The sequence below is a fragment of the Trinickia symbiotica genome, from assembly GCF_003028655.1.
GTDB lineage: Bacteria > Pseudomonadota > Gammaproteobacteria > Burkholderiales > Burkholderiaceae > Trinickia > Trinickia symbiotica_A.
On record NZ_PYUC01000019.1, the window covers coordinates 1 to 25,523 of the forward strand.

The window sequence follows — 25,523 nt, forward strand, 5'->3', positions numbered from 1 at the left end:
GACGTGCTCAATCGATTGCCCACCCATCGAGCCGACGACATCGCCGCGCTTCTACCGCATCGTTGGGCGCCTGCTGCGGCTTGATTGCCCGCACCTTGGGCCCAGGATGCCTTCACCGGGTGCTTACTGTTCTGTGACCGTAGTTCGCGGCTTGCGGTGCCTGCGGTTTGCCGACCACCCTGTGGCGGTTTGGGGAGTCACCCGTTCCATTCTGCGCGCCTCGATCTTCGAAGTTGTTCACTTGCAAAGGTCGACAAAAATATTTTTCTGGTTCCGTCTACTTCCGACGTCTTCCAAGCGCTTCCTAAAGTGCTGACTGCGTGGCGGACATGGTATTGACGTGCCTTTTATTGATTCGCATGATGATCTCGAAGGTGACGTATGGGAGTGAATCGTGCGGGGTGCAAAGAGCTATACGCGAGTGGCGTGGGACGAATTTTTCCGTGCGCTGGAAGCATTGCCGGAAAAACCGCGGAACGAGCAGCGCGTCACGGTCAGCGACGCAATGAAAGAGAAGCGCGTGCAGATCGCAGCGACGCAGGCGAAGGGCTACACGCTCGAAGAGATCGTCCAGGAGGCCGAGCGGAAAGGAATCGACGTCACTATCGGCGCGATCAAATATGCGCTGTATCGTCCCGCACCTGTCGATGCGGACCCGCAAGCAACGGATACACGACGCAAGAGTAGAGGAGAACCGCCGTCCGGTCGAAAGAAAGCGGAAAAGCGCGCAGGCAATGCGCGTGACGAAACACGACAACAAAAGGAAAGGGGCGTAAGTCAGCCGGGATCGATGCAGATACAGGACGCGTTCTCGTTTGAGATCAGACCTGATATCGAAAACCTGTAGGAGGTTGAGCATGGACACGACCCAACCCATATATCTGGTCGGCGGCAGCAAGGGCGGCGTAGGCAAAAGCATGGTGACGCTCGCACTCGCAGATCACCTGCAACGGCGAGACACCCATGCCGTTCTGGTCGAAACGGACACGTCCAATCCGGATGTCATGAAAGCGCTTCGAGATGAGATGAAATGCGCGGCGTATGACCTCGACGATGCGGATGGCTGGATCGGCTTCGTCAACTTTTGCGATACGCACAGGGGCGCCGCCGTGATGGTGAATACGGCGGCGCGCAATCAGACGGGCGTGGCCCGATATGGCGGCACACTAGCCCGGACGCTCGAAGAACTGGAGCGACAACTCGTCGTGCTATGGGTGATTAACAGGCAGCGCGACAGTTTGGAGTTGCTGCACATCTTCGGTCAGACATTCCCCGATACAGTGACGCACGTGGTTCGCAACGGTTACTTCGGCACGCCTGACAAGTTCGCGCTGTATCAGGAATCGCAGCTTCGTAAGTCAATCGAGACGAAGGGCCGATCGCTTGATTTTCCTGACCTGGCGGATCGGGTAGCCGACGAGTTGCGCAGTCAACGCATCTCGATCCGCAAGGCGGCCGAGACGATGCAAATCGGGCAGCGAGCGGAGCTGTTTCGCTGGCGTGAGTTGTGCGACGCGATGTTCGCCAAGGTGATTGGCACCGACGGGCCAGATCGTGAGGAATAGGGGGGCAGGGCCCGTCGATCCGCTCATCCGCCTATTTCGCGAGGTATCGGGCGACGTTCCGGACGAGGCCAGCCTGGCTCGCATGCGCCGGGTGTCGGGTGCTCTAAATCTACGAGATAACGACGCGCTATGGGCGATGATAGCTGTGCTCGAATACTACGCACGGCTGTATGAGGCAATGCCCGAACGCATCCGATGGGCAAGCGAGGGAAGCCTCGAAGCGGCTCGTCGGGAGGTCGGCGGCGCGACCGATACATTGATGCAGCAACATCAAGATGCGCTGGAGCGATGTAAGGCGACGATCCAATTGGCTGAAAACCTGATACAGGAACATGAGGCCCGGTATCGGGCAGCGCTGGCGAGCGTAAATGAGACGGCGATGACGGCCTTGATCGAGCGCATGACGAATCGGGTCTCGCGCGTGACAGGTAACCGGCTGATCGGTGCCGCGGCGACTTCGGCACGCGAGCAGCGTAAGCGATTGGACGACACCATTCTCACATTCGAACGGACAGTCGAGGCGTCGGCGGCGCGGGTGGAGGCGATGGCGAGGCGAATGGAAAAGGGCTTCGCCCGTTCGATCCATCGCACGATGGTGTTTGGCGGTGCCGCGTTCTGTCTGCTAGTTATTGCCGGCGGGGGCGCAGGTTGGTGGATCGGGGGCCATTTGGTAGGCGCGGACTGTCGTGCAGTGCAGGTACGGCAGGCAGACGGCAGGCCATAAAGGGCGCTGCCGTCTGATGTGTCGCGCTGTCGGGCGCAAGGGTCCACCACGCTACGCGGTGCGCGAGTCAGCTTGCGACGAGTTCAGCGTAGTGGCAGTTGGGAAGGGCCACGGCGGCTGTTGAGTGTTGGTAGCAGAAGGCGCTTCCGGGGAGCGAGGCGTGTTGTTGACGTGCTTCTCGCCGTTGCCACAGTCCGCCTCAGCATCGGCGTCCTCGTCGCTCTCTGCCTTCCTGCCGCCTTCCCCGGTACCGGCGTCGTCCTCATCCTCATCCTCATCCTCATCCTCAGCGTCCTCGCTGACAGCCCACGACGGCATAGTCGGCGTGTCGCGATCGGTGAGGATTTCCGGGAGCCATGCGACGTTGGCGAGGCGAAGTTCTGCGGCAGCAGCGGCGTCAGCCTTTTTCATCTTCGCGAGATCAGCGGCCACCTTTGGTGACACAGCGGCGGACACGACCTCGGCGATGCGAGCCTTGCTGACATGGTCGAAATACGTGACGCGGTTTGCCTTCCAGTACTTGGTCATATCGAGGTTCAGCGCATCCGCGAGCGCATTGATGGCAAGCGGCTTTTCTTCGCCCGCGATACCGTCGAGCAGCGTCCCGGTGCAGAACGCGAGCAGATCGAGCAACGTCGTGCCGGGGTCTTGCTGGATCAACCAGGGGAGCAGGTCCGATCGTTTCGCCGGCAGTTTCTCGACCCATCGTGCGCGCTGCGCTTCGATAGCGTTCCATCCTTGACTCTCGGGCAGGTCATCTGCCGCACGCAGCAGCCGGTCGTGATTGTTTTCTCCGGACAGTGTCAGATAGTCCGGCGCGGACGTATAGCCATAGTGCTCGGGTAGCGCCTGCGGGATCAGTTGTCGCAGCAGCGCTGCGAGCGCGACAACCGGTTGCGCGACCAGTTCGGCATGGATGGCGGCGGCGCGATGCGCGGTCAGTCGCTGGCAGAGCTTCGAACTGTGGACGGGTTTGGCCTTTGGAGCCTGCGTGTCCGCTCTGTCGGGGGCGTCGGCTGCGGGCACACCGGTGACGGTCGCACCTGCCGCGTCCAACGCCGCGCTGCTCTCGCGCCGCACGAGCCCTCGTTCAACGGTGAGTTCGCCTTGTGGGCCGACGATCACGTATGCGCCAGCCTCGGCCATCTGTGACGTATCCCACAGGACGGCGTGGCCCTCAAGCGCCGTGATTGCGGCACTCGTTCGCTCGATTTCCAGGTCGAGGCGTTCCGCTTCTTCGTAGGCGTTTTCATCGTCCTCCGACAATGCGTCGAGCTTTTCGGTGAGTTCATCGCGCTGCGCAGTAAGTGCATCGATTTCGCGCTGCTCGTCCTCGGTGTACGGGCGTTGGATGGGCTGAAGTTTTCCGTAGCGGTTCAGTTCCAGCAGGTCACGCTCCACACGCGTTTCGACCCAGCCCCAGCCTTCGGCGCGAACTTCCTCGGCGGCTGTGTCGAGCTTCTGCGCAACCAAGCGTTGCAGAAGGTCGGCGTCGGCAATGTAGCCCGCGTTTTCGTCGTCACTGAACAGGTCGCGACGCACATAGCCACCTGCTGCTTCGTAGGCGGCGAGGCCAACGAAACGCACGAGACGGCTTCGGCTCGCGTCAATCTCGGCGCGCGTGATTGCTTGGCGCAAATAGTGCGGCTGACGCTGCCACTCGTTTGCTTCGAACCATAGGCGTTCCTGCGTTTCGTGATCGTCAGCGAGGGCGAGCGCGGCCAGTTGGTCGAGCGTGATCGCGTCCTCGCGTAGCAGTGCGAGCAGCTTGGGCGAAACGTTGGAAAGCTTCATGCGCCGTTTGACCGTGATTGGCGACGCTGAAAAGAGTGCGGCGATGTAATCGACGCTGCGGCCTTCCGCGGCCAGCAGCCGGTAGGCACGCAACACGTCGAACGGATCCAGTCCCTCGCGCTCACTGTTTTCGATCAGTGAAATTGCCAGCGCTTCGCCTTCGCTAACGATCCGCACGGGTACCGGATAGTCGGTGGAGATATGCTTTTGCTCGAACAGCAGGTCGAGCGCGGCTTCCCGGCGCTGGCCTGCGCAGACGCCGTATTTGCGGTGTTTCCCGCGCGAGCCTTTGATTTCGTGGACCACGAGGTTTTGCAGCAACCCTTTCGCGCGGATGTTGGCGGCGAGTCCGGGGATTCCGGCGAGGGGTTTCGTGCGGACATTCAGCGGCGACCGCCGCAGGCTCGAATACGGCACGGTCACGACTGGTTGCTCCCCGCCGAAGTTCGTTTCGAGCACGGTTGCGGATTCAGCGGCGTCAGCGGCGGCGCTGACGGTTTCGACACTTTGGGCTCGCATGATCTGCTCCAGAAAGTTGAAAAGAGGGTGCCGGGCCAGTGCGGTGCGAATGCGTCAGAACGTGACCCGACGGGCGTTCTGGCGCAAAGGCTGAGAGCCGGGGCGGCGTGGGTGCGCCGCCCCGAAGTCGTTACGCCTTCATCTGGCGCATGGCGTCGGCGAGCATCCACAGAGCGCGGTTGAGCTTCACGTTCTGGTCGATGCCGGTGATGGGACGCGTCGACATGGAGCGGCCTGAGCGCGCGCGTCCATGCAGGCCACCCTTCGTGAGGTTTTCCTGCACGCGGTTGAAGACGGTCCATAGGTCGTCGCGGCGATCCTCGAAGCGGCGCGGGGCGAGCAGTTGGCTGTCGGTGATGGGGGCGGGTGCTTCGGCGTCGGTCGGGTCGTAGCGCAATGCGAGGGCGGAGCGGGCGAACGCGTGTTGTTCGTCGCGGTCGAGCGTCACGACGCGCATGCCGTCCTTCTGCTCGCGGATCAGGTCGAAGCCGTCGAGTACGTCGAACGCGCCGTTGATCACGTTCTGAACGACGTTCCCTTTGTGTGGCACTCGGATATCGGCGATGTTGTCGCCCGCGACCATGCCGTTTTGGCACACAAACCGAAATGTGCCGGCGAGCATTTGATAGCTGCTCGTGCCGTCGTGCGAGTTCAGCATCACGATTTCATCGGCTTCCGCACCGGTGATTTGATCGGCATGGCGCAGCCGGAGCATATGCTTGGTGAATTCACGCTTGCCCTCATCGCGCACGCGGGTTTGGCAGATCATGAATGGCTGAAAGCCTTCTTTGCGTAGGCCGCGCAGAACCTCGATGGTGGGAATGTAGGTGTAGCGCTCCGAACGGCTTTCATGCTTGCCGTCCGCGAAGATGGAGGGGGCAACGCGCCGAATCTGATCGTCCGAGAGGGGCGAGTCAGCGCGCAGCATCGGGGAGCCGTAACGGAAAGAGGAAGCGAGTTGCATGGCAATTCTCCGCAGTCAAGGTTGAAGACCTGAATCGGGCGAAGGGATGTGACTTGCCGTTGCGGCCGGACACCTCCCGGTGGAACTCGGGGTTGGCTTTGCTGCCGCCAGGCTCCCGGGTTACCGCCCGTGCGACTGGAGGAGCCGATAGCGGGCAGGCGTCAAGGAATAAGGCGAGGGAGGGGTGCGGGCAACACGGTCCCTCGCCCCTTGATGCCTGCCCGCTATCGGCTACGGTCGCGGGTCAAGGGCGGGAACCTGGAGTCGGGTGCATGCCGTGCCCAGGGTTGACCGGGCAGGGGCGCGGTTGCGTGTTCAAGCGGGTTCGGGCTTCATGTAAAGCTGCAGCGCGACATGCTGTGCTGCGACCGATGCTCGGTGGCGGAGAGAGGCGGCAAAAGATTCTGCGGATGGACTATGGACTGAAGACCGCTCGTGATTAGGTCGGAAGCGCCCGCGGACCGAGTAGTAACGGCTCGAGCGTGCGGCCGTGAACTATGAGGTAGATGGCAACTTGGGCCAAGGTGGCCGCGATGGGTTGTTCGTGCGCGTCATGCGCGTCGACAATGCGGTTAACTATGTTGTGCAGTTCCCCGTTGCGGCTCCACTCGCCAAGCTTTGTTTCTTCCGTTGGGAGCAGCTTCGCACATGTGCAGCCCGAGGCACAGCGAGCAGGCGGGCGTGGGCAGGATCACATTCGTGATCGCTCATTTACCGTAGTTCGGGCTGATATGGTGATGTATCGTGGTGAAAGATAAGGAGTTTTCATTTTCTAGTGAAAATACTGTTTCTAGATAAACGATGCGTCGTCTGGCAAAATGCCTGAAAACTTACTTTCCGGGTTCAGCCATGACAGTTTCCTTCCAGGCGTTGCTCGAACTGCTTCATGCCATTGGTTCCATGTCACCGGTCAATCTGGCCATATGTTTCCTCGGGCTCACTTCGCTCGGCGCGATCTGGCTCGGTGCTCTTCTCGCCAGGAGTCGGTCCAGATGAGCGGCCGGATTAAGCAGCCGAATCGCGACCTGCAATGGGTCAGGATGCCGACCTGGTGGGCTAGCAGACCAGAGATTCACGAGGCGCTGGCAGATGCGCCGGCCGGCGATGCGATCGCGGCACTGAAGCTCTATCTCGGCCTGTGCGCGAACGCCAATCGAAAGCCGACCGATCGGTTGCCTCGGACTGGGAGCGTTGCGGCCACACTTTCGGAATGGAGCGCGTTCCTCGGTCTGTCGAGACCTATGGTGGTGGCCGGGCTGAGCCTGCTGGTCCGGCTCGAGCTCATTGAACGGCTACAGGTACGCCCCAGCATCTATCGGCTCGTGCGCTATGAGGACATCGGCTACTGGACCCGATTGCCCCACCAGCATCTCGCGGTGTCTCGGGCCTCAGGAACGCTGCAAAAACTTGTCGACATGACCAACCGCTCGGTTACCACACTGCACGCGCTGCAGCTATACGTCTACCTTGCCTCGATCCGCGACAGGAAGACACTGCAGGCGAGGGTAAGCTACACGAAACTGACCGACACGTTGCACATGAGCCGCGCCTCGGTGGCCCGGGGGCTGTCCATACTCGTCAACCACGATCTGGTCAACATGCGGCAGAACGACTATGACCCTGTCCTGAAAAGGAAGATGGCCGGGGTGTACTGGCTGAAGGGGCGAATTGGTGCTGTTGGTGAAGACGAGCTCCTTGGTCCTGCCGGTGAAAACCAGCTCCTCGACGCCGCTACTTCCGATCCCCCGGTGGCCGACCGCTTACCATCGAACTATGCTGACCACCTTCCGTAGGAGACGATCGGCATCCGTAACCCATGCTCATGCTCCGTGCCGTGCGGACCTGACGGGCGCTCTGATATCGAGTTCGATGCGGGTTTAGGCGGTTCGCCTCCCGCGGCCCGCGATAACACCTTGCGCATACCAGCATCCATGGATGTTGGTGGGGGAAAACGATTCCCACGGAGTGGAGCGACAGAGCGGCGAATTTTCCATTGCGAGGGGGGCCTTGCACACGTCGACGTAATAACAGGAGCATCGAGTTGCATCGGACGCCTCCGCAATGGTCCCGTCGACTCGCAGGTGGGCGTGCGAGAAGTGCAGAAGCGACTGAGCGCCTGCAATTTCGCTGATGTAGCCATCCGCGGGCTCGAGCTCGGAAAAGAACAACAGCTCTTCGATGTTGTCCGCCGCGTCAATCACCTGTATGACCGGGCACACCGGCAGCGTTTTCAGCATCTCCGCGATTGGTTCAATGTCGGGCATCCGATCAACTGCTGCAATCTCGAACAACCTGTCGTTTGTACGCGTTGTCAACAGAGCCCGGCACCACTGCTCCATGTGGCGAAAGCCTTTGCCAGCATGTCCACGCGATGCAAACTGGTCCAATTCAGCCGGTAGGCTCTCTGACAGAATATGGTGAATCGCTTGTCTAAAAAACGAATCCGTGTTAGCGATGAACACCTGCAGTAAGCTGTCCTCATCCAGCGGCTTCGGCACGCGGCTTACCGCTTCCGCGATTTCCAGCAGCGTAGCTCCCGGGTCCGTCGACTGCAGTGCAAGCACGCAGATCGCTGCCATAAACTTGCTCGATGGTCGGAGATCAGCGACAGCTTCAAATATCGCGCGGGCTGTCAGATACGGATAAACGGGTGTGCGTTGTCGCACCGCTTCAGCGGATCCGCCGAAGCGCTCGGCCAGCATGCATTCAACCTCGCACGCGCATCCTTCCATCAAGACCGTGCTTCCGATCGAGACTTCGAAAGACGCGGTGTTGAGCGGCAGGTCTGCGGCATCGAAAACTGCGAAGACGCCGGTACATGGAATCAGTTGAGACGTCAACTTAAGGCGATCTACCACCCGCCGAAATGATAGTAGCCGTGGATGGATCTTTCTTCCGTTGATCGTTTTGGCGACGCGTTCCGACAGCCCACCTCCGCGAAGGTGCTGCAGCCACTGATACAAATTCGCGACCTCGTCGCGCAGCTCATCGTTCAGGCAGTCGCTACCGACAGACCGTCCATCGCTACCTACCGTATTGCAGAACGGTCTGAGCAGCCTAAGCTGGACGAAGAAGTCGTACAGTCCCACGACGGTTGAGAAGTTGTGAAGAAAGTGAAAGTACTCGTGAACAAACACTCCGAGTTGCGCGACTGTGTGCTCGCTTTCTGGATGCCAGAAAGAGTCGCGGGCTAGCCTAATGAGCGAATGGTTGCGGTGATATGTGCCGAGGACCGACGACTCGAGATGGTCAACAATCGCCTCGATGTCCCCGTCATCCGGATTCAACGCTAGTTGATGCAAATCTGCTTTCATTTCTCCCCTCAGGTCCGACGGTTATTCGTCGAATTTCGGCACCCGGCGATACAACGTCTCACGCCTTGCAGGCTCCAGTGCTTCTGGAACGTGCAGGTAAGCAAAGTTGAATTTTCTGCCTACGGTCCGAATTTCGTCATAGATTTCCTCAAACACCGCCCCTACTTCATGGTCACCCACAACCATCCGTGAGGCGAGCAGCCCGAACACGCGTGCAGGTTCCCATTTCAAAAGATCGGTGAAGTACCAAGAGAGGAAATCGCAACTGGCCGTCAGGGCTTTTTCCGCGCTGCTGTCGATCCAGAATACCGGCCATATGGGTATCCCGAGCGCCGGGTAAAGTTCGCCCTCGATGCTGACGCCGATCATATGATCCGCCTCGGTCTCTGCCAGGCCCTCGACCTCGAGCTTTGTTCGCTTCCTGCGGGGATGGACGAACGCGTTTCGGGCTTGGACAAGTTCGACAATCCTCCCGCATCGCGCGTCGCTCCGGTCAACCTGCGCGGAATCCGTCCTAACGGCGTACAGATCAAATTTCGCGAGTACGTTGAGCTTGTCGATTTCCTGTTTCAGCGGCTTGCTGACATCGAGTGCTTCTATGAGACAGTTTGCCGCGCATTCGACGCTAAAAATACTGGCCAAGATCGATGTCCGCGCGTGCCGATTGGCTCGATAGGAGGCGTGGAGGTCTTTAGCGTCGCGGCAGGCGGAAGCCTCGCGATAGTGAAACAGCGCGTCGGCTATCAGATCAAAGAATCCTGTATGTTCGAATTGCATGGCTAGTTGATCCGTTGACGAAGGATGACATCCAGGCGGCGATTGAGAAATCAGGCGCTATCGATGGCGTTTCTCTGCTCATAACGAAGAGGCGCCGGTCGCAAGGCCGGCGCCTCGTGGGGCTTACGCCGCTTGGCCCCCGCGGGTGGCCGCGTGCTTCATCAGGAAGGCCTCGATCCCATGGCTGCGCGGGAACGCTTCCTTAACGGCCTCATGTGTGACCTTCCCGGCATCGAGCAAGCGGGCCAGCTCGTCCTCCCAGCGCACTAGGCGGTGGGCTGTCAGAAACTCGTCGACCTCCTTGGACTGATTGAGCGCCCCGCCGTCGTGCCCGTTGGCGATGTAGAGATCGGCGACTGAGGCGGTGCCGCCGCTCGTCAGGATGTCGACTATGGCCGCGATGGCGATGATGCGGCTCAACAGGCTTTCCTGCTCCTTGGCGTTACCGTAGCGCGCGGAGGCCATGAACACCTGCGAGAGATCGCTTCCGTAGGCCCCGCTGATGAGCAACGCGTCCTTGCTGGCCTCGAGCAGCCGGTCCGAATGGGTGTAGCTCGGCGTGTAGACGATCCGACGATACCCCTGGGCGTAGGCGCTTTCGATCGACGGCAGGTAAGGCAACGCCCGGATGGCTTCCGGCACGTCCCAGTCCTTCGACGGGGTGGAGCGGTGCCGGGGCATGACACGGACAGCAGGGCCCGCGTGCTCGGTCAGGGCGAGCGACGCCGCTACTAAGTTAATCGCAGCGTGGTCCTCGATGGTGCCCGAGCCGAACAGCACAAGGCCGCTCGTCCTGCCCGTCAAGGCGTCGCGCAGCGGACCAACCACCGAGGCTGGGAATGTGTCCATAGTGGCCGCGGTTGGCACCAGCTCGATGCGTGGCCATGGACGGGCGAACGGCGCGACCGCTTCGAGTTCTCCCGCGTCCGTGACGACGCCGATCAACGCGGTATCGTGGTCCGTATGGTTGGGCCGTGACGTTACGATCAACTGAACGTCCTCGTTGATGGTTTCCGGCGTCGGGGTGTCGAGAAGAACCGCGATGCGATGCCCGGAGTTCAGTGCGTGGTTGCAGGCCATTTCGAGGCGCTCGCCCGCGTCGTTCCACGACTGCTGGTCGAGCTTGAGCGGCCCGACGACCAGCAGCGTGCCGCTGGGCACCCGGTCGAGACCCGACGACCACAACCCGTAGTCGCCCAGGTCGATGCTGCCGGACCATCCGTTGCCGGCGCTCTCGGCGTAGACTGGCGCGCCGTCGGTGGCGTCCTCGTACGCCTCTAGCAGGGCGCCGATCGCGTCCGAGGAGGTCGTGACGTAGACGCCCGGCACGGGGCCGGTCGGCCAGATCTGCGGCCCACTGCGGGCGACGACCGCACCGGACGGCGACAGGGCGACGAGCAACTCCTGCGGCGACATATCGACCGCGAAGCGCTTCTTCAGGCGGAACGCCAGGCGGCCGGCAGAGGTGGTGTCCAGCTCGGTGGCGGTGACGCGCTCGGGGAACGCCATCACCTCGGGCCAGTTACGAAGCCCGGGCAGCGCTGCGATGAGATCGAGCGCCTGGCCATGACCGACGGACGGGTGCGCGGGCTGCAAAAGGCCGCGGACGAGCCCGGCCAGCAGCTTCAACTGCTGCGTATCCATTGCTTTCTCCTGGGCGGCAAATCCGGTGCACGCTTTGCGGACCGCCCATCGAAAACAAGGACTATGGAATGGGGTAGGCGCGTTGACAAATCGTCTTCGTCATGCCCCGAAGGGCGCGTGCGGCAGGCGACGACAGCCTGGGCACACTATAACAGGAACGCCGGCCACGTTGGTTCGTTGGAGGGCGTCTTGGCGAAGTGCCATAATCGGACGCCAGAGGCGCAACCGATCGTCGGGGCTGCCTGGTTGAGAAACGGAGGCGCGGTGATCCGAGGCTACACCGAAGACGAGTTTGGAACGAAACTGGGCGCCGTGTTGTCGGCGTCGCGACCGATCCACAGCATCGAGTATCTGAAGGGGCGCGACAAGGAGCTTGAAACGATCAAGCAGAGCCTGTATGCCCCAGGCCGGCATGTCTTCATCTACGGCGACCGAGGCGTGGGCAAGAGTTCACTCGGGCAGACGGCTGCGGTTCAATACCAGAGCGCCAACGCGTCCCCAGTGTTCGTCTCGGGATCGCCCGACGACACGTTTAGCACTGTGATCGCCAACATCGTGACCCAGGCGCTTCGGCAACCACGAACGGAGAGCATCAAAACGACCCGCTCGGCGTCCATCGACATGGCCCGGGTGAAGATGTCCGCCGGCACGGAAACCAGTGCGGTGGACATTGCCGACCGGATCCGATCCATCGGCGATGCGGTCGCACTGCTGGAAGAGGTCGCCGAGAAGCGCAAGGGAAACACGGCGGTCGTGATCGACGAGTTCGACGCAATCCTGGATGCCGGCGAGCGCAACAAGTTTGCCGCGCTGCTCAAACAGATGGGGGATCGGTCCGTCAACATCAAGTTCATTTTCACGGGGATCGGAAAGTCCCTCGACGAGCTGCTCGGCGCGCATCAGTCCTCCTACCGCCAGTTGGAGCAGGTCGAGTTGCCACGCCTGGGCTGTGACGCTCGCCGCGAGATCGTTCAGGCTGCTGCCGACGCGTTCGAGATCGAACTCGACAACGACGTCAACTGGCGTATTGCTCATGGTGAGCGACGGCTTCCCGTACTACGTTCACCTCATCACAGAAAAGATCTTGTGGAGCGCCTTTGCGTCCGGCAATGAGGTCTCACAGATCGATTCAGACTTCTTTCTCCAGGGGCTCGGGGAAGCGATTCTCTCGACCGCCGGTGAGTTGAAGCGTCCCTATGAAAAGGCTGTCGTTCACCATCCGGAAATGGAGGATCTCGTCTGGGCGACGGCCGACCACGAGGACCTGATCCGATCGCTGGACGGGATTTTCCGGTCCTACCAGGTTGTAATCGGGAAGCGTGCTGACGGACGCCAGGCGCTAGACCGCAGCCGGTTTGCGTCGCAACTTCGCAAGTTGAAGGGGGCGGCGTACGGCGCGGTGCTGGCCCAGCCGGAAGGGCGCCAAGGCCTCTACACGTATACCGAGAAGATGCTGCGCGGCTATGTCCGCATGCAGGCCGAAGCGAACGGCATTGCGTTGAGCGGTGAGCGACCTGCGCCCAGGCAGGCGATGCACGTTGGCAACGCGCGCAGCGGCTATCGCGGCCCAAGCATCCCGCGTGGCGTGCGCACGGGGAAAGAGGTCGCCGAATGGGACGACTCCAACTTCTGACCGGCAGGCCATCCATCGGCTTTGGGCGATGTTCGCCGCCGCGCTGTGGGTTCCCTGTCACTCAGTTGTGTCGTGCGGCATCATCGCGGCTGGGTTCATGTGCGAAGTCCACGGCTGCGCTTTGCTTTCGATTGTCCGACACATGGGCTGGCCAGGCCACCCTGCGTCGAAGGATCGGGCGAATTATGCCGTATGCATGAATTGAGAACAGAGCGAGCATTTCTTCCCGGTCATGTCACGGATCATCTATCATTTTTTCCACTTGCCTTGTCGGCGGTGTCAGGGGTGGAACGGGATATGACAGGACGGTCGGTACAACTAGGTCACATAACGGATGCATTCGAAGGTTCGGTCGGTTCGATCAGAGATCTCGTCGCTGCAACGAACGCGTTACCCACGAAGATCAATTCGAGCATCGCCGTTGGTCCTTTATCTCGGTCATAAGCGCTATGTCGTTGACCTGGCTTTCACGGTTGTTGCCTCAGCACGGGAAGAGTTTCGTGAGGGGGGGCACTCGTCCGATACGTGGCCAATGGCTTCACCCGAGGCAGCTTCCGTCCTACTTAGAAGTAGCTGCTTGAGAAAGTTGTCCTTTTGGACCAGTGGATGATCCGATAAACGGGGGATGAGGATGCATTTGAAGAAGCTGGTCGTCCGCAATTTCAGGCGGCTACGCAACGTCGTAATCGACCTTGCGTCGGATATCTCGATTTTTGTCGGTGCCAACAACAGCGGCAAGACATCGGTTGGTCACGCGCTCCAGCTGTTTACTGGAGTCGGCCGCTTCAACATTCACGACTTCAGCGCGGAGCTTTGGGCTGAAATCGTCGCGTTCGGTGAGAGTGGCGAGGAAGGCGACGCATCCCTGCCCAAGATGGAAATCGACATCTGGCTCGAAATCGGTCCCGATGATGTTCATCGCGTCATCGATCTTTTGCCCAGTTTGGCTTGGGAAAGCACGCTGGTGGGGATGCGCGTGGCCTACGTGCCCAGAAATCCCGCGGAGACGCGGACGCGCTATGCCGAAGTGCGTCAGCGCGCGCTCGATGCGGTCGCAAAGAATGACGATGGAGCGCCCGTCTTTGACCCTTCGCCACACAATCTGCGGGAGTTCCTCCGCGACAGGTTGCACGACGAATATGAGCTACGCCATTTCGTACTGGACCCCGCACGGTTCGACGCTAACATGGTCGCAGAAGTTGGCTATCATCCGGCCTCTGTCAGCGGTCGCGAGCGCAGCGGGCGTGAGATCTTGAACGGTCTTCTTCGTATTGACTTCTTGAATGCGCAGCGCCATCTCTCGGACAGCCCCGGTGGTTCGCGTGCAGAGGATCTTTCTCACGTGCTCAGTCGTTTCTATGGGCGCAACCTCGAACAGAAAGGCGAAGATATCGAGGCGTTGCGAGCCCTGGCGGCATCCGAAGTCTCACTCAATGAGCATCTTGAGCGGGTGTTCGAACCGACGCTCAAGAGCTTGTCGAAGCTCGGTTATCCGGGTCTTTCGAACCCGCGGATGGTGATCCGCTCGGCGCTCGATCCGGCTAAGATCATGAACGGTCGCGACGGTGCGATTGTCCACTATGCGCTGGGGGCCGACGACGGGAATCCCGATCCGCCCACTTTACCCGACCACTATAACGGCCTCGGCTTCAAGAACCTCATCTTCATGGTCGTCGAGTTGCTGGACCTCCACGCTCAATGGCTGGCGATCGAAGACGACCGTCCGCCGATCCACTTGGTTTTCATTGAGGAGCCCGAGGCGCATCTTCACGCCCAGCTTCAGCAGGCCTTCATCCGCAAAGTGATGGACATCCTCGCGCTGAAGGACGAGGATCGCACGCACAATACTAGCCAAGTCGTTGTCACGACCCACTCGACTCACATTCTTTACGAACGAGGGTTCCGGCCCATCCGCTATTTTCGTCGGAGCCGTGTACAGAACGTGCCCACGTCCGATGTGCTTAACCTATCGGTTTTCTACGACAGCACCGACCCAGACATTCGGAGCTTTCTCGAGCGCTATTTGAAGCTTGCGCACTGCGATCTCTTTTTCGCTGACGGCGCAGTGCTGGTGGAAGGCAATGTTGAGCGGCTGCTATTGCCGCAGATGATCGCCAATGCCGCGCCGCGACTGCAGTCGACCTATCTCACCGTCCTCGAGATCGGTGGCGCGTTCGGCTACCGATTCAAGGCGTTGATCGACTTTCTCGGTCTGACGACGCTGATCATCACCGACCTTGACAGCGTGTTCGGTCCGCTGGCGCAAGACGGCGAGGACGCTGCCCATGCGCAGCCGGAAGAAGCGGAGCCGGTCGCTGAAAATGCGCCGGCTCTCGACGCTGACGCTGAGGACATGGACGATGAGGATGAGGATGCGCCGGAGGCGGCGGGAAAGCCTGGCAAGGCGTGCATCGCCGGTCATCCAGGCGCGGCGACGTCCAATCAGACCTTGCTCCAATGGCTACCCAAATGTGACTCGGTGGCCGCCCTGTGGGAGGCGACGGCTGAGCAAAAGACCCAGGCGCGGGCTAACGACAATGACGCCTTGGTACGGGTTGCCTATCAGTGCCGGACCGATGTCACTTGGGGCGATGAGACCTTGGCGCTCGCCGGGCGTACGCTGGAAGAAGCATTCGCGCTCGAAAATCTGAAATGGTGCCAGCACAAGGACCGCAAGCCGCTTCAGCTCCGCATCGCTAGGGCCGGAGAGAAGGATCTGACTACGCTTGCCGAACGTATCCACAAGCGCGTGCAGGCAAAGAGCTTCAGCAAGACCGACTTTGCGCTTGCCTTGCTTGCCGAGGATCCGATCAACTGGTCAGTCCCGACGTATATCGCCGAGGGTCTGCGTTGGCTCGAGACCGAGATCGCGCCGCCGTTGCTGGACGATAATGAAGACGAGGAGCAGCCGCAGGGAGGTGGGCGTGAGCCCAAGGCGGATGCCGCTGGCGATGAGGTGGCACCGTGACGAGCCGGATTGGTAGCCCCGACACGCAAGCCGATATTGATGTTCGGGCGTGCCTCGATCGGACGCCGCCGCGTTCGTTCGTCATGGTCGCCGGTGCGGGGTCGGGGAAGACGACATCCCTGATCAAGGCTATTGCGCATTTGGCCGAGACCCGCGGTCCTGCTCTGCGTCGCGCGGGGCAGCAAATCGCCTGCATCACATATACCGAAGTCGCTGTCGGTGAGATTTTGGCCGACGTCGGCGTCTCGCCGCTGTTCCACATCTCGACGATCCACAGTTTCTTGTGGTCGGTCATTCGGCCATTCCATACCGATATCGCGGCCTGGGTCGCCACCCGCATCGAGGAGAAGATCGCCGAGAGACGTGAACACTACGGCAGGCCCCGGACGCAGGAGAGAACGAAGGCGCGCCTCGCACAGGAGATCGCTGATCTCGAGGCCGAGCTGCGTACGATCGGTGGCGTCGAAAAGTTCGTCTACGGCAATGGCAGCAGCTACGCGGAGGGCATTCTCGGCCACGACGATATCCTTAAGCTCACCCCGGCCTGTGTCACTTTACATCCGCTGCTGCGGCAACTTGTGGCTAAGCGCTTTCCCTACATCTTCGTCGATGAAAGCCAAGACACCAATCCGGAAGTGGTGGAGGCTCTACGGCAAATCGCGGGGGAGCATCTCGATCTCTGCGTGGGTTTCTTCGGAGACCCTATGCAAAAGATCTATATGAGCGGAGCAGGTGCTGTCCCGTTGAACGACGACTGGGCGGTTGTCACAAAACCCGAGAACTTCCGTTGCCCGACATCGGTACTTCGTGTCATCAATGCGATTCGCGCCGCTGGCGACGGCTTAGAGCAGGTGCGTGGTCGGACTGTGACCGTTGATGGCATCCAACGGCCCGTCGCCGGCTCCTCAAATCTGTTTCTCCTACCGGCGGACGGGGAGCGCAGTGCGCGCCTCATCGCTGTCAGGCAGTGGTTGGCGGTCGAAACTGGGGACGACCTGTGGCTGAGTGATGTGCGGGAAGGCGATGTACGCTTGCTCGTGCTGGTGCACCGCATGGCCGCTACCCGGCTAGGTTTTCCCAATCTGTACGCGGCGCTCAATGACAGAGCCCCAATGAGCTTGAGTGAGGGGGTGAACGATGGCACAGCCTGGCCGCTCCGACCGGTTGCTCAGCACATACTCCCGCTTGTCGTCGCGGCGCGAGCCGGGGACCAGTTCACTGTGATGTCGATCTTGCGCAGCGAAAGCCCAAAGCTTGAGGCCGACCGGCTTCGAGGACAGGCGACGGCAACTGTTCTCAGCGCGTTGCAACAAGCGCTCGATGGGCTCGTTGCGCTATTGGCAGAAGGATCGCAGGCGACCGTTCGAGACCTCTTTACACATGTGCGCGATAGCGAGCTGCTTCGTCTTGATGACCGGTTTGGCGTCCATCTGGTTGCCGAGCCGGTAGACGACGGCAGCAGCGGATTCGAGAACGTTCAGGCGTACCTAGCGTGCGGTATAGAGGAACTCTGGGCTTACCGGCGCTACTTCACTGAGGAATCACCGTTCGCGACTCACCATGGTGTGAAAGGTGCGCAGTTTGAACGCGTTCTGGTCGTGATTGATGATGATGAAGCTGCCTTCCGGCAATATTCCTATGGAAAGTATTTTGGGTATGTCCCGCTCTCGGAGACCGACGAAGCCAAAATAGCCGTGGGCGAGGAGTCCGTACTTGATCGAACGCGTCGCCTCTTTTATGTGTGCTGCTCGCGTGCGGTGAAGGACTTGGCGGTCGTGGTTTTCGTTCCCGATGTCGCGGTGGCCCGCGCCGCGATCGTTGAACAGAATCTATTTCCCGAGACCGCTATTTGGGGCGTGCAGCATTTGGACTGAGGCCGTCGATCGAAAAAGCAATCATTCCGCGGACTTGGTGCGCGTCATCGCTGAAGTACAGAGGTATGTTCACATCGCAACAAAATTATCCGAATAAGGTGACACGGATCCCGGTACGTCGACGTGAAAAGCTGATAGATGAAAAAGAAACGAAAAACAAAAAGTGGTCGTGCGCGAGCAAGCAACCATCACATTTGGGATAACCTGATGGCACGGGCTGGCATGAAGCGTCCCGGACCGCTTTCCTTCGAGAATGCGGTAGAAGGTGTTAAGACGCTTTTCTCACGGTACAGCCCGGAAGAGGTGTGCGTCGCTATTGGCGTTTGGGAACTATGGCTGCCAAACGTTTCAGCGCAAGTCAAGCAGAGTCTCGCTTGGCGGTGCTTGCTTGCCATGAACGCAAGCGACTTCTCGGGACAGCAGACACTCGCAAACTACGGCGAATTCAAGCAGTTCTGTACTTTGCTTAATTCGTCGTTTCCTTCCTTCGCCACGCTTGAAGACTTTGTACCAATCCCGGATTGGAGGAGCGTCAAGTCTCCTATTGGCGGCAGCGAAGCACCGTGGATTTTCTACGGTGGACTAATTGAGCGGCCCGCGGATTTCATTGAGGCTTTTCGACTCAGCACCGGCGGTCTGCAGCAACCGCTCGCTGACATGGACTGGGTGCTTCGGCTGCAAAACTTCATCAGCTCTTCCATCGAGCCCTCAGTCGTCGGTGATGCCGACAACATCGAACCCGGGCACGTTGAGACACCGGATGAGGGATTCTGGCGAGTCTGCCGCTCGGTGCTGGAAGATTGCGTTACCAACATTCCAGGAACGCTGGCCGATGACTTCAAGTTCACGCTCGGCCACGAGCCGATTCCGCTCACCGCAGACGAATTCTACGATGCCGTGCAAGGCGGCTCCCCAGTTCCGTGCATCTGGGTCGAAATTTCGGGAAAGACGTATCCGGTCTTCATCCGCAACGCCTATGTTGTGGTCCTTGAACACTGGGCAAAACGCACTCAACGCGAGCAAGCGCGGGAAGGTGACCCGAACGGCGTCCACCGGAGGGTAGGACTGTTCCTGGCGGAGCGTTTCCGGCGAGGAACCGTCGTCCCCGGACCTCTGAACGTCGTTTCGCAAGAGGCGCTCTTGAGTCACCGCATCGCGGCCGTTCTTCTCGACGATTCCTTGACTTTCGTCATCGCCATCCAGCCGGACGAGGTGGCGCGACTGCCCGATTTTGAGCGGGAGCTTTTCGAATTCACCCAGCAGGGCCGTGAGTGGGCTCTTCTACGTGAGGGACAAACAAGACCATTCCAGCTCCGAAAAAGCGATGGAGCAACGAATGGCTCTGACATCAAAATCACTGCGGTTATTGAAAGTCACGCGACCGGCTTCGCTGGAGTGCCTTTGCCTGAGACGCAGGCGCGGGTTGTATGGCTGCCGGATTTTGTCACGCTATACGATTCACTGGAGTCCCTTGACGAGGCCTCGCGTTTCTGGACTTACGTTGACGCGAACGTTCGGAGTCTCGGGCCGTTCTCGCGCAGCGTGCCCGATATCTTTGCCGCGTTCAAAGACACGCACGGCGTGCTTGTCGACGGCGCGGTGCAACCGAACCTGTTAGTTCTTGACCCGCACTGGGGCTCGAGATACCGATACACCCAGCTCGAGAAGCGTTGGAAGGATGCTCCGCCAGTCTTTCCGAGCGACCGAACGTCTGCTTGGTCTGTTGAACGCACGCACAGTGGTCTTTACAGGCTCGAGTCGAAGACTCTCCCTGAGCTTGCATACGGCGCGCGCATTGGCGAATGCATGCTCTATTTCGTGGCATCGCTCGGGCAGCGACCTGAGAAGCTGGACGACGGCCGGCTTCTCGCAATTTTTGCCGAGTGCGCCGCCGACTCCGCCGCGCAACGCATCACTCTGCTAGACGCATTGCCCCTCTTCAAGTGCCATCGTATCGCGGTTACGTGCGAAGTAAATCCCGAGGCTCCAGCGTCGCTCGGAGGTGTTCCCGGCGAGACGGCGGCTCTCCCTCTACTTTGCGAGTGGCGACTCGAAAACGCCGGTGGCAGAACTATTGCGCTCAGGGTGAAAGTGAATGTTGCACGACTTCAGGCATCTCTTGGCAACCCGACGGATGCCCGTTTCGAAGTCGCGTGTCTCATTGAGTGCCTGAAGGGCATTGCAGCCATGGTGGGAGAGACACTTTCGGACGAGGTATGCGACGCGCTCAACGAAACCGCTGCGCGGGCGCCAAGATTTATCGTCGAAACCATGGTGCGCGATATTGACGTGCCTGATGCATTCGACGCACTGATTCCCGAGGCAGAGCAATACAAGGTCGCGCGGCGGGAACTCGCCTTCACATTCCAACGCATGGAGGCTCAGCCTGGCCGTTATATGCTCGCTGACGCCAAACCCCTTATCGACGCTGCGCGAGACCAGTATCGCGCGCACGTGCATCAGAGACTCATGTCCTTCGACCGGGATACTCTGCTGCGTATGGCCGTCGAGGAGTATGACCACCTCGCCACACAGTACCGGCAGGATTATCGCCGGATTAAGCAGAGCCTCAAGCACGAGACGGACTACGACCGTCAGGGTGCACTCGCCGAGAAATATGAGGAATTTTCAACTAATGGGCGCAATTACCGCTACCTCATCGAAGCGACGGTGAGTGCGCCTTCAGCGGGCAGCGAGCACCCAGATTCCGCTGGCCTCTCAGGATTGCTCGCGCACGTAGACTGGCTTTTCGTACTTTATGGTGCTAGCGACGCGCTCCACAACGATGTTGCCGTTGCCGGCCTCGAGCTCGACGACATGTACGTGCCTCACGTCTTCTATTCCGACGAGCGAGAGGTCGAGGAAACCGCGTTCCGACGTGAGATCGCCGAATCACAGCTGGTCTTGAATCGTACTGCTCAGGACGAGGTCGCAATTGATGTTCAATCGACTGCTGGGCTGGATGCGGTCGATGAAGCGTTCGAAAGGGACATCGGATTCACATTTCGGCAGATGACTACCGCGCTGCGCGTGCTCTCGCAATGGGCTTCGGCAAACGATCTGGCTAAACTGGCATTTCGCTATGAGGCGACTGCGGACGAATTGTCTGAAGTGCTGAAACGATTTATAGAAGCAGTCGACCATCCTCGTGCTCACAGGATTATCGCGTTCTTGACGCTCGATCCCCGCGAGGTCCGTATGCTTCTGGGTAAAACCGTGCATGAGTCCGATGTCCCGGTGTGGGAGCACACCAAGCGCAGCGCGAGGCTTAATCTGCGCCCGTTAATCGCATTGTCGGATGGACGCTTTACTTGGGGCGCATCTGCGGCGGAGCGCTCGAGCAGGGCGTGGGTAAACGCGATAATCAATGGCTATCTGCCGGCGGACTTCCCGTGGGTTGAGACGAAAAAAGCTGTTCAGAAAATCAAGAACTATCTTGAGAAAGGGCTTGAGAAACGAGCCGCAGAAATTTGTGCACGAACGACCAAGTTTGTCGCGCCCGGTATTGATTTCATGCGGCGCTTTCCCAGCAATGGCTTCGCCGACGTTGGTGACTTCGACGTGCTCGCGTACTGGCCGGAGACTAATACGTGGCTTAGCGTGGAATGCAAGTACAATCAGCCGCCGTTCTGTCTCAAAGATGCGCGCAGACTGCGGGAGCGGATTTTTGGCGTACCGCCCGACCGAGCGCAGTTCGCGAAGATTGAAGGGCGCCGTGCGTTTTTGCAAGCAAATGCCGACGAGCTACGAACGCTATTGGGTTGGCCAGAACCCGCTATCAGCGATCCGCCAACATTCCCGGAGGCGTACGTATGTCGAGACATCTATTGGTGGATGCGCTTTCCACCGTATCCTGTGCCCACGGAATTCGTGCGCGTGGACTCATTCGATCGATGGCTCAGAAGCAAGTTTGATCTCGGCAATGCTACTTGAACAACGACGTCGGTCTCTGACCCGGTATTGATTAATCTAGCCGCTTCTTGGCAATATTGCGTATCCCATTGTGACGATTCAAAAGATATCCCGGATCCTCGACTACTGGCACAGCGTCGAATTCTTCAACAGCTACAGCCTCGATGATCAGCTCGATGAGGCCAGAGACGCGAATCGGAAAACGGTTTGCGTCCGGTCGACGAGCACTGGGTCGATTCATGGCTGGGACGAGGTGTCCGGACAGTCGGGTGAATTGTACTTAGTTCCATTTGACGTGGTGCAGGCCACGTCCGTGGTCGAACACACTGTTGCGGCGAGGTCGAAAGCACGTTCCGTGATCGACCAGATTCGCGATGAGGAAATGGCCCCCGAGGGTTTGACGTGCTTCGCGAAAGTAAAGCTGGGACAAAGCGGACGGGTCAATGCCGATAGCCTGAGCGTGTCGGCTTTGCCGTGGGCTTTGGGTCGCCTGCAAAGTGGAGCGCTGGAAGATCTGTGTGCGGAGGCGTTTGAAGCAAGCCTGATCGCCCTGAGGGAGGATCTGACGACGCTAGTCGCCGAAGACCAACCTTTTGATGCGAAGCAATTGGTCGCGATGGTACGGCGGCTCCATGAATGGGCACGCTACACTCCACTCAGCGATGGCCTCGCTTGGATGGTCATATCGCCAGTGAGAGCGCAACCGGCAGAGGCGCAGACCCGACCTAAGGATGAGAGCATCACCGCCGCGCAGTCCACCGATGCATCGTCCAAGGCGCAGCAGGAAGAGGATGAAAAACGAGACCTGCCGATCCTGAACAGCTTCTACTTGCATGATCTGATGCAGGCGCAGCGCGAGCTGGACGGACCGCGTGTCCCGCGCGCGCTGAAGACTTATCTCTCCCTACAGGACGCTTCGAAGCTCGATCTGGACGCGCCCGATGGCCAGCGGACCATTCTTGAAACGCTGCGGCCTCGCAACGGAATCGGCGGGCGTTGGCCATCTCCAGTTGGCCATTTTCAGGCGCTGATGCAGCAATACGCGCTGAACAGGATGAAGACGTTGGGTGAGGGCGAAATCGTCGCGGTAAACGGACCGCCAGGCACAGGAAAGACAACGCTGCTGCGGGATCTCATTGCCCATCTCGTGGTCGAGCGGGCGAGGGTGCTAGCGTCGCTCGATGGGGTGAAGGCGGGCTTGTCCAGCGCGACCATCGAAGCCGTCTTCGCAGGTGGTAAATCTCATACGTTGCCAGTTCTGTCGCCAATGCTAACGGGCTTCGAGGTCGTGGTGGCCTCCAGCAACAATGGCGCAGTAGAAAATCTCTCACTCGAACTGCCGCAGAGTCGGCACCTCGATTCCGCACAACGCGAAACGCTGGGCTACTTCAAACCTATCGCAACGCGCTACGCAGGCAGCCATGCGACGAGGGCATGGAAGGCGCCCGAAGAGCCAGTTTGGGGGCTGGTTTCGGCTGCGTTAGGCAAGCGGGCCAATCGCACCCGTTTTGGTGATGTGTTTTCGAACCGTGCTGCAAAACCGGATGATCGGCCGGACCGGTTTCTGTCGAACGGTGAAGTCGATTTCCCGAGCTGGGATGCAGTGGGCGCGATGACCTACTGGCGGTACCGTGAAAAAACGCGTGGCGCACGTCCGGGATTTCGCGCGATGCAGGAACGCTTCAACACCGCGCATGCGGCTTGGCAGGCGGAGCATGGGCGCCTCGAAGCGCTCGATGCGGCGTTGAACGAGCTGGACGCAAAGTGGGCAAACGTAACACAGCGCTGTCCCGATCTGCTTCGTCCGGATACGGATGAAGCGACGCTGGATCGCCTGGACCGGCTGATGCGAGAGCTGGAAAGGGAGACCGAGCTGATTGAGCGACGTCTTGGCCCGTCCTTTATGCGTTGGTTATCCAGATGGTTCCGCCCCGATCTATATCGACGATGGTGCGAGACGGCGGAAGCTGCCTTCTCCCTTCGAGTCGTATGCGACAGACTGCGGACCGTAAGGTCGCTGCTTGAGCAGACAGGTGTGACTGTATGGCAGGGCACTGAGCTTGCAGAGGAGGTTTGCCAGGCCCGAGCTTTCTGGCAGAGCGATAAGCTGAATGGTCTGCGCAACGAGCTTTTTTCTACAGCCATGGCGTTGCACGAGGCGTTCTTCCACGAGGCCCAGACAAATGACCTGATCTTCGCGCTGTCGAGGATGCTTTCACGACCTCCAGTTGGCGAAGCGCGCAAGATCCTGTGGCAATGGTTCTTCATGCTGGTGCCTGTAGTGTCGAGTACCTTCGCGTCTTTCCGGCGACAGTTCGCTGGGATCGGGCCGGAGGATCTGGGTTGGCTGATTGTCGATGAAGCTGGGCAGGCGGTACCGCAGGCGGCCGTTGGCGCGATCATGCGTGCTCGACGCGTGGTTGTGGTGGGAGATCCTCTCCAGATCGAGCCAGTAGTTACGCAGTCTACGCGCCTGTTGATGCGCCTCGGCGAGTATTGGCTGCAGGAGCGGCGTCCACGTTATGCCGTGGACGTACACTCCGTGCAGACGCTGGCTGACCGGTGCTATCCACACGGTGTGCGACATCCGCTTGAGCGCGATCAGTTCATCGGTATTCCACTCGTCATGCACCGGCGCTGCGCGACCCCAATGTTCGAGATTGCCAATGCAATTGCCTATGATGGAAGAATGAAGCACGCGAAGAAGGGCAAACCCTCCGCGCATTGCGTGCTTGGTCATAGCGCATGGTGGCATGTAGCCGGTGATAGCCGTGATGGAACGAAGTACATCGTTGCGCAAGGACAGCGCGTATTCGAAGCGCTGGTCAGGCTGTACATCGAAGCACCGGATCTGACGGATGCGGAGCGGCCGCAACTACCTGATGCCTTCGTCATCACGCCGTTCAGGCAGGTCAAGCAGGGATTGATTGCACTTCTGGGTGATCATGAAGCGTGGCGTGCCGCGCTGTCAGGAACGGGAAGGCGTGCGCCGGACAAGCTGGGTGAATGGATAAAGAAGCGGGTCGGCACGGTCCACACGTTCCAGGGCAAGGAAAGCGAAGTGGTTTTCTTCGTGCTAGGTTGTGATGTGGAACAGACTGGAGCGATAGATTGGGCCGCGGCAGCTCCGAACCTGCTCAACGTGGCAGTTACTCGCGCGAAAAGCTATTTGTACGTCATTGGCGATTGCCACCTATGGGGAGGCCGCCAATATTTTGATACGGCACTCGCGATGCTTGGTGAATCACCCAGGCAGGTTGGCAAGCCAGCTCCGGCTGATGCAGACATTCATGCAGGGTAGACAATGGCCGATGCCATGCAGCGGTACAGGGACGAACAGTTCGCAGCCACGCGGGGCAGAGGTTCACAGGCTTCTATGTGCCTTGGAAGTACGCGTGAAGCAGGCCACTGTGTTCCTTCCACAACGGTAGCAGCACATGTTGCACGCTGTCTGGGACGAGGGTGCAGCCGGAGTTAAGGTCAATGGCATTTGCGGGCTCCGCCTGGATCGCGCTGGATCGAGTTTGACGGTAGCGACGACGGTACCTCGACAGGAATCGTCTTGAGATATCGCGCGTTGGTGATCATTCATAGAAGGTGCGCATTGATGCTCCGATGCACGCTATCCAAAGCCGACAACAGCCGACTGAATTTATCGGTATCGTGGACGGGATCGTCGTTGCCCGACTGCGCGGAAACGCCGTCGCAACAAGGCTTCCGTCTGCCGATTGACAATCGAGTGGGGTGTGCCAAGAACGCGAGCATCAGCTAACCGATGTTTGCGGTGCTTTACCAGAGATGAAGGAAGGCCCTTCGGAGCCGGCCTGCAGGGGCA

Annotated in this window: 15 protein-coding genes; 10 read left to right on the top strand and 5 right to left on the bottom strand. The window is 59.7% G+C overall.

The window, feature by feature from the left end; genetic code table 11:
- Positions 1-421: 421 nt before the first annotated feature.
- The 3 genes from C9I57_RS28120 (at position 422) to C9I57_RS28130 (ending at position 2,289) form a co-directional block, all read left to right on the top strand.
- On the top strand, positions 422-847 hold the full coding sequence (locus C9I57_RS28120) for a hypothetical protein (RefSeq protein ID WP_258187861.1): 426 nt from the start codon (positions 422-424) through the stop codon (positions 845-847).
- Positions 848-857: 10 nt separating this feature from the next.
- On the top strand, positions 858-1,565 hold the full coding sequence (locus C9I57_RS28125) for a nucleotide-binding protein (RefSeq protein ID WP_107153848.1): 708 nt from the start codon (positions 858-860) through the stop codon (positions 1,563-1,565).
- A gap of 82 nt (positions 1,566-1,647) precedes the next feature.
- Positions 1,648-2,289 (top strand): hypothetical protein, encoded by a 642-nt coding sequence (locus tag C9I57_RS28130; protein WP_258187862.1) that lies wholly within the window; start codon positions 1,648-1,650, stop codon positions 2,287-2,289.
- A gap of 51 nt (positions 2,290-2,340) precedes the next feature.
- Here the strand turns inward: C9I57_RS28130 and C9I57_RS28135 are convergent, their stop codons facing one another.
- Positions 2,341-4,602, bottom strand: a complete 2,262-nt coding sequence (locus C9I57_RS28135; protein WP_107153850.1) for a ParB/RepB/Spo0J family partition protein — start codon at positions 4,600-4,602, stop codon at positions 2,341-2,343.
- 130 nt (positions 4,603-4,732) lie between these two features.
- Positions 4,733-5,566, bottom strand: a complete 834-nt coding sequence (locus C9I57_RS28140; protein WP_107153851.1) for a DUF932 domain-containing protein — start codon at positions 5,564-5,566, stop codon at positions 4,733-4,735.
- 992 nt (positions 5,567-6,558) lie between these two features.
- Between C9I57_RS28140 and C9I57_RS28145 the strand changes: the two genes are divergently transcribed.
- On the top strand, positions 6,559-7,359 hold the full coding sequence (locus C9I57_RS28145; protein WP_107153852.1) for a hypothetical protein: 801 nt from the start codon (positions 6,559-6,561) through the stop codon (positions 7,357-7,359).
- 84 nt (positions 7,360-7,443) lie between these two features.
- Here C9I57_RS28145 and C9I57_RS28150 read toward each other — a convergent pair whose 3' ends face one another.
- The 3 genes from C9I57_RS28150 to C9I57_RS28165 form a co-directional block, all read right to left on the bottom strand.
- On the bottom strand, positions 7,444-8,880 hold the full coding sequence (locus C9I57_RS28150) for a hypothetical protein (RefSeq protein WP_107153853.1): 1,437 nt from the start codon (positions 8,878-8,880) through the stop codon (positions 7,444-7,446).
- A gap of 21 nt (positions 8,881-8,901) precedes the next feature.
- Positions 8,902-9,657 carry a hypothetical protein gene (locus C9I57_RS32550; RefSeq protein ID WP_146166279.1) on the bottom strand — a complete coding sequence of 252 codons (756 nt, stop codon included), beginning with the start codon at positions 9,655-9,657 and terminating at the stop codon, positions 8,902-8,904.
- A 123-nt stretch (positions 9,658-9,780) separates the two neighbouring features.
- Positions 9,781-11,301 carry a hypothetical protein gene (locus tag C9I57_RS28165; RefSeq protein ID WP_107153856.1) on the bottom strand — a complete coding sequence of 507 codons (1,521 nt, stop codon included), beginning with the start codon at positions 11,299-11,301 and terminating at the stop codon, positions 9,781-9,783.
- Between the two features lie 264 nt (positions 11,302-11,565).
- Between C9I57_RS28165 and C9I57_RS33430 the strand changes: the two genes are divergently transcribed.
- From C9I57_RS33430 to C9I57_RS28190, 6 genes are all read left to right on the top strand, one after another.
- Positions 11,566-12,414: an ATP-binding protein gene (locus C9I57_RS33430; protein ID WP_258187863.1), complete on the top strand. Its 849-nt coding sequence runs from the start codon at positions 11,566-11,568 to the stop codon at positions 12,412-12,414.
- The gene (locus C9I57_RS33435; protein ID WP_258187864.1) at positions 12,335-12,934 is read left to right on the top strand and encodes a hypothetical protein; all 600 of its coding nucleotides are present in this window, start codon (positions 12,335-12,337) and stop codon (positions 12,932-12,934) included. The genes C9I57_RS33430 and C9I57_RS33435 overlap by 80 nt, the downstream gene beginning before the upstream one ends.
- 631 nt (positions 12,935-13,565) lie before the next feature.
- Positions 13,566-15,902, top strand: a complete 2,337-nt coding sequence (locus tag C9I57_RS28175) for an ATP-dependent nuclease (RefSeq protein WP_107153903.1) — start codon at positions 13,566-13,568, stop codon at positions 15,900-15,902.
- A complete protein-coding gene (locus tag C9I57_RS28180; RefSeq protein WP_107153857.1) occupies positions 15,899-17,776 on the top strand; it encodes a UvrD-helicase domain-containing protein in 1,878 nt (625 codons plus the stop codon). The genes C9I57_RS28175 and C9I57_RS28180 overlap by 4 nt, the downstream gene beginning before the upstream one ends.
- Before the next feature lie 138 nt (positions 17,777-17,914).
- A complete protein-coding gene (locus C9I57_RS28185; RefSeq protein WP_146166280.1) occupies positions 17,915-21,709 on the top strand; it encodes a hypothetical protein in 3,795 nt (1,264 codons plus the stop codon).
- A 70-nt stretch (positions 21,710-21,779) separates the two neighbouring features.
- The gene (locus tag C9I57_RS28190; RefSeq protein ID WP_181321977.1) at positions 21,780-24,989 is read left to right on the top strand and encodes a DEAD/DEAH box helicase; all 3,210 of its coding nucleotides are present in this window, start codon (positions 21,780-21,782) and stop codon (positions 24,987-24,989) included.
- Positions 24,990-25,523: the final 534 nt, after the last annotated feature.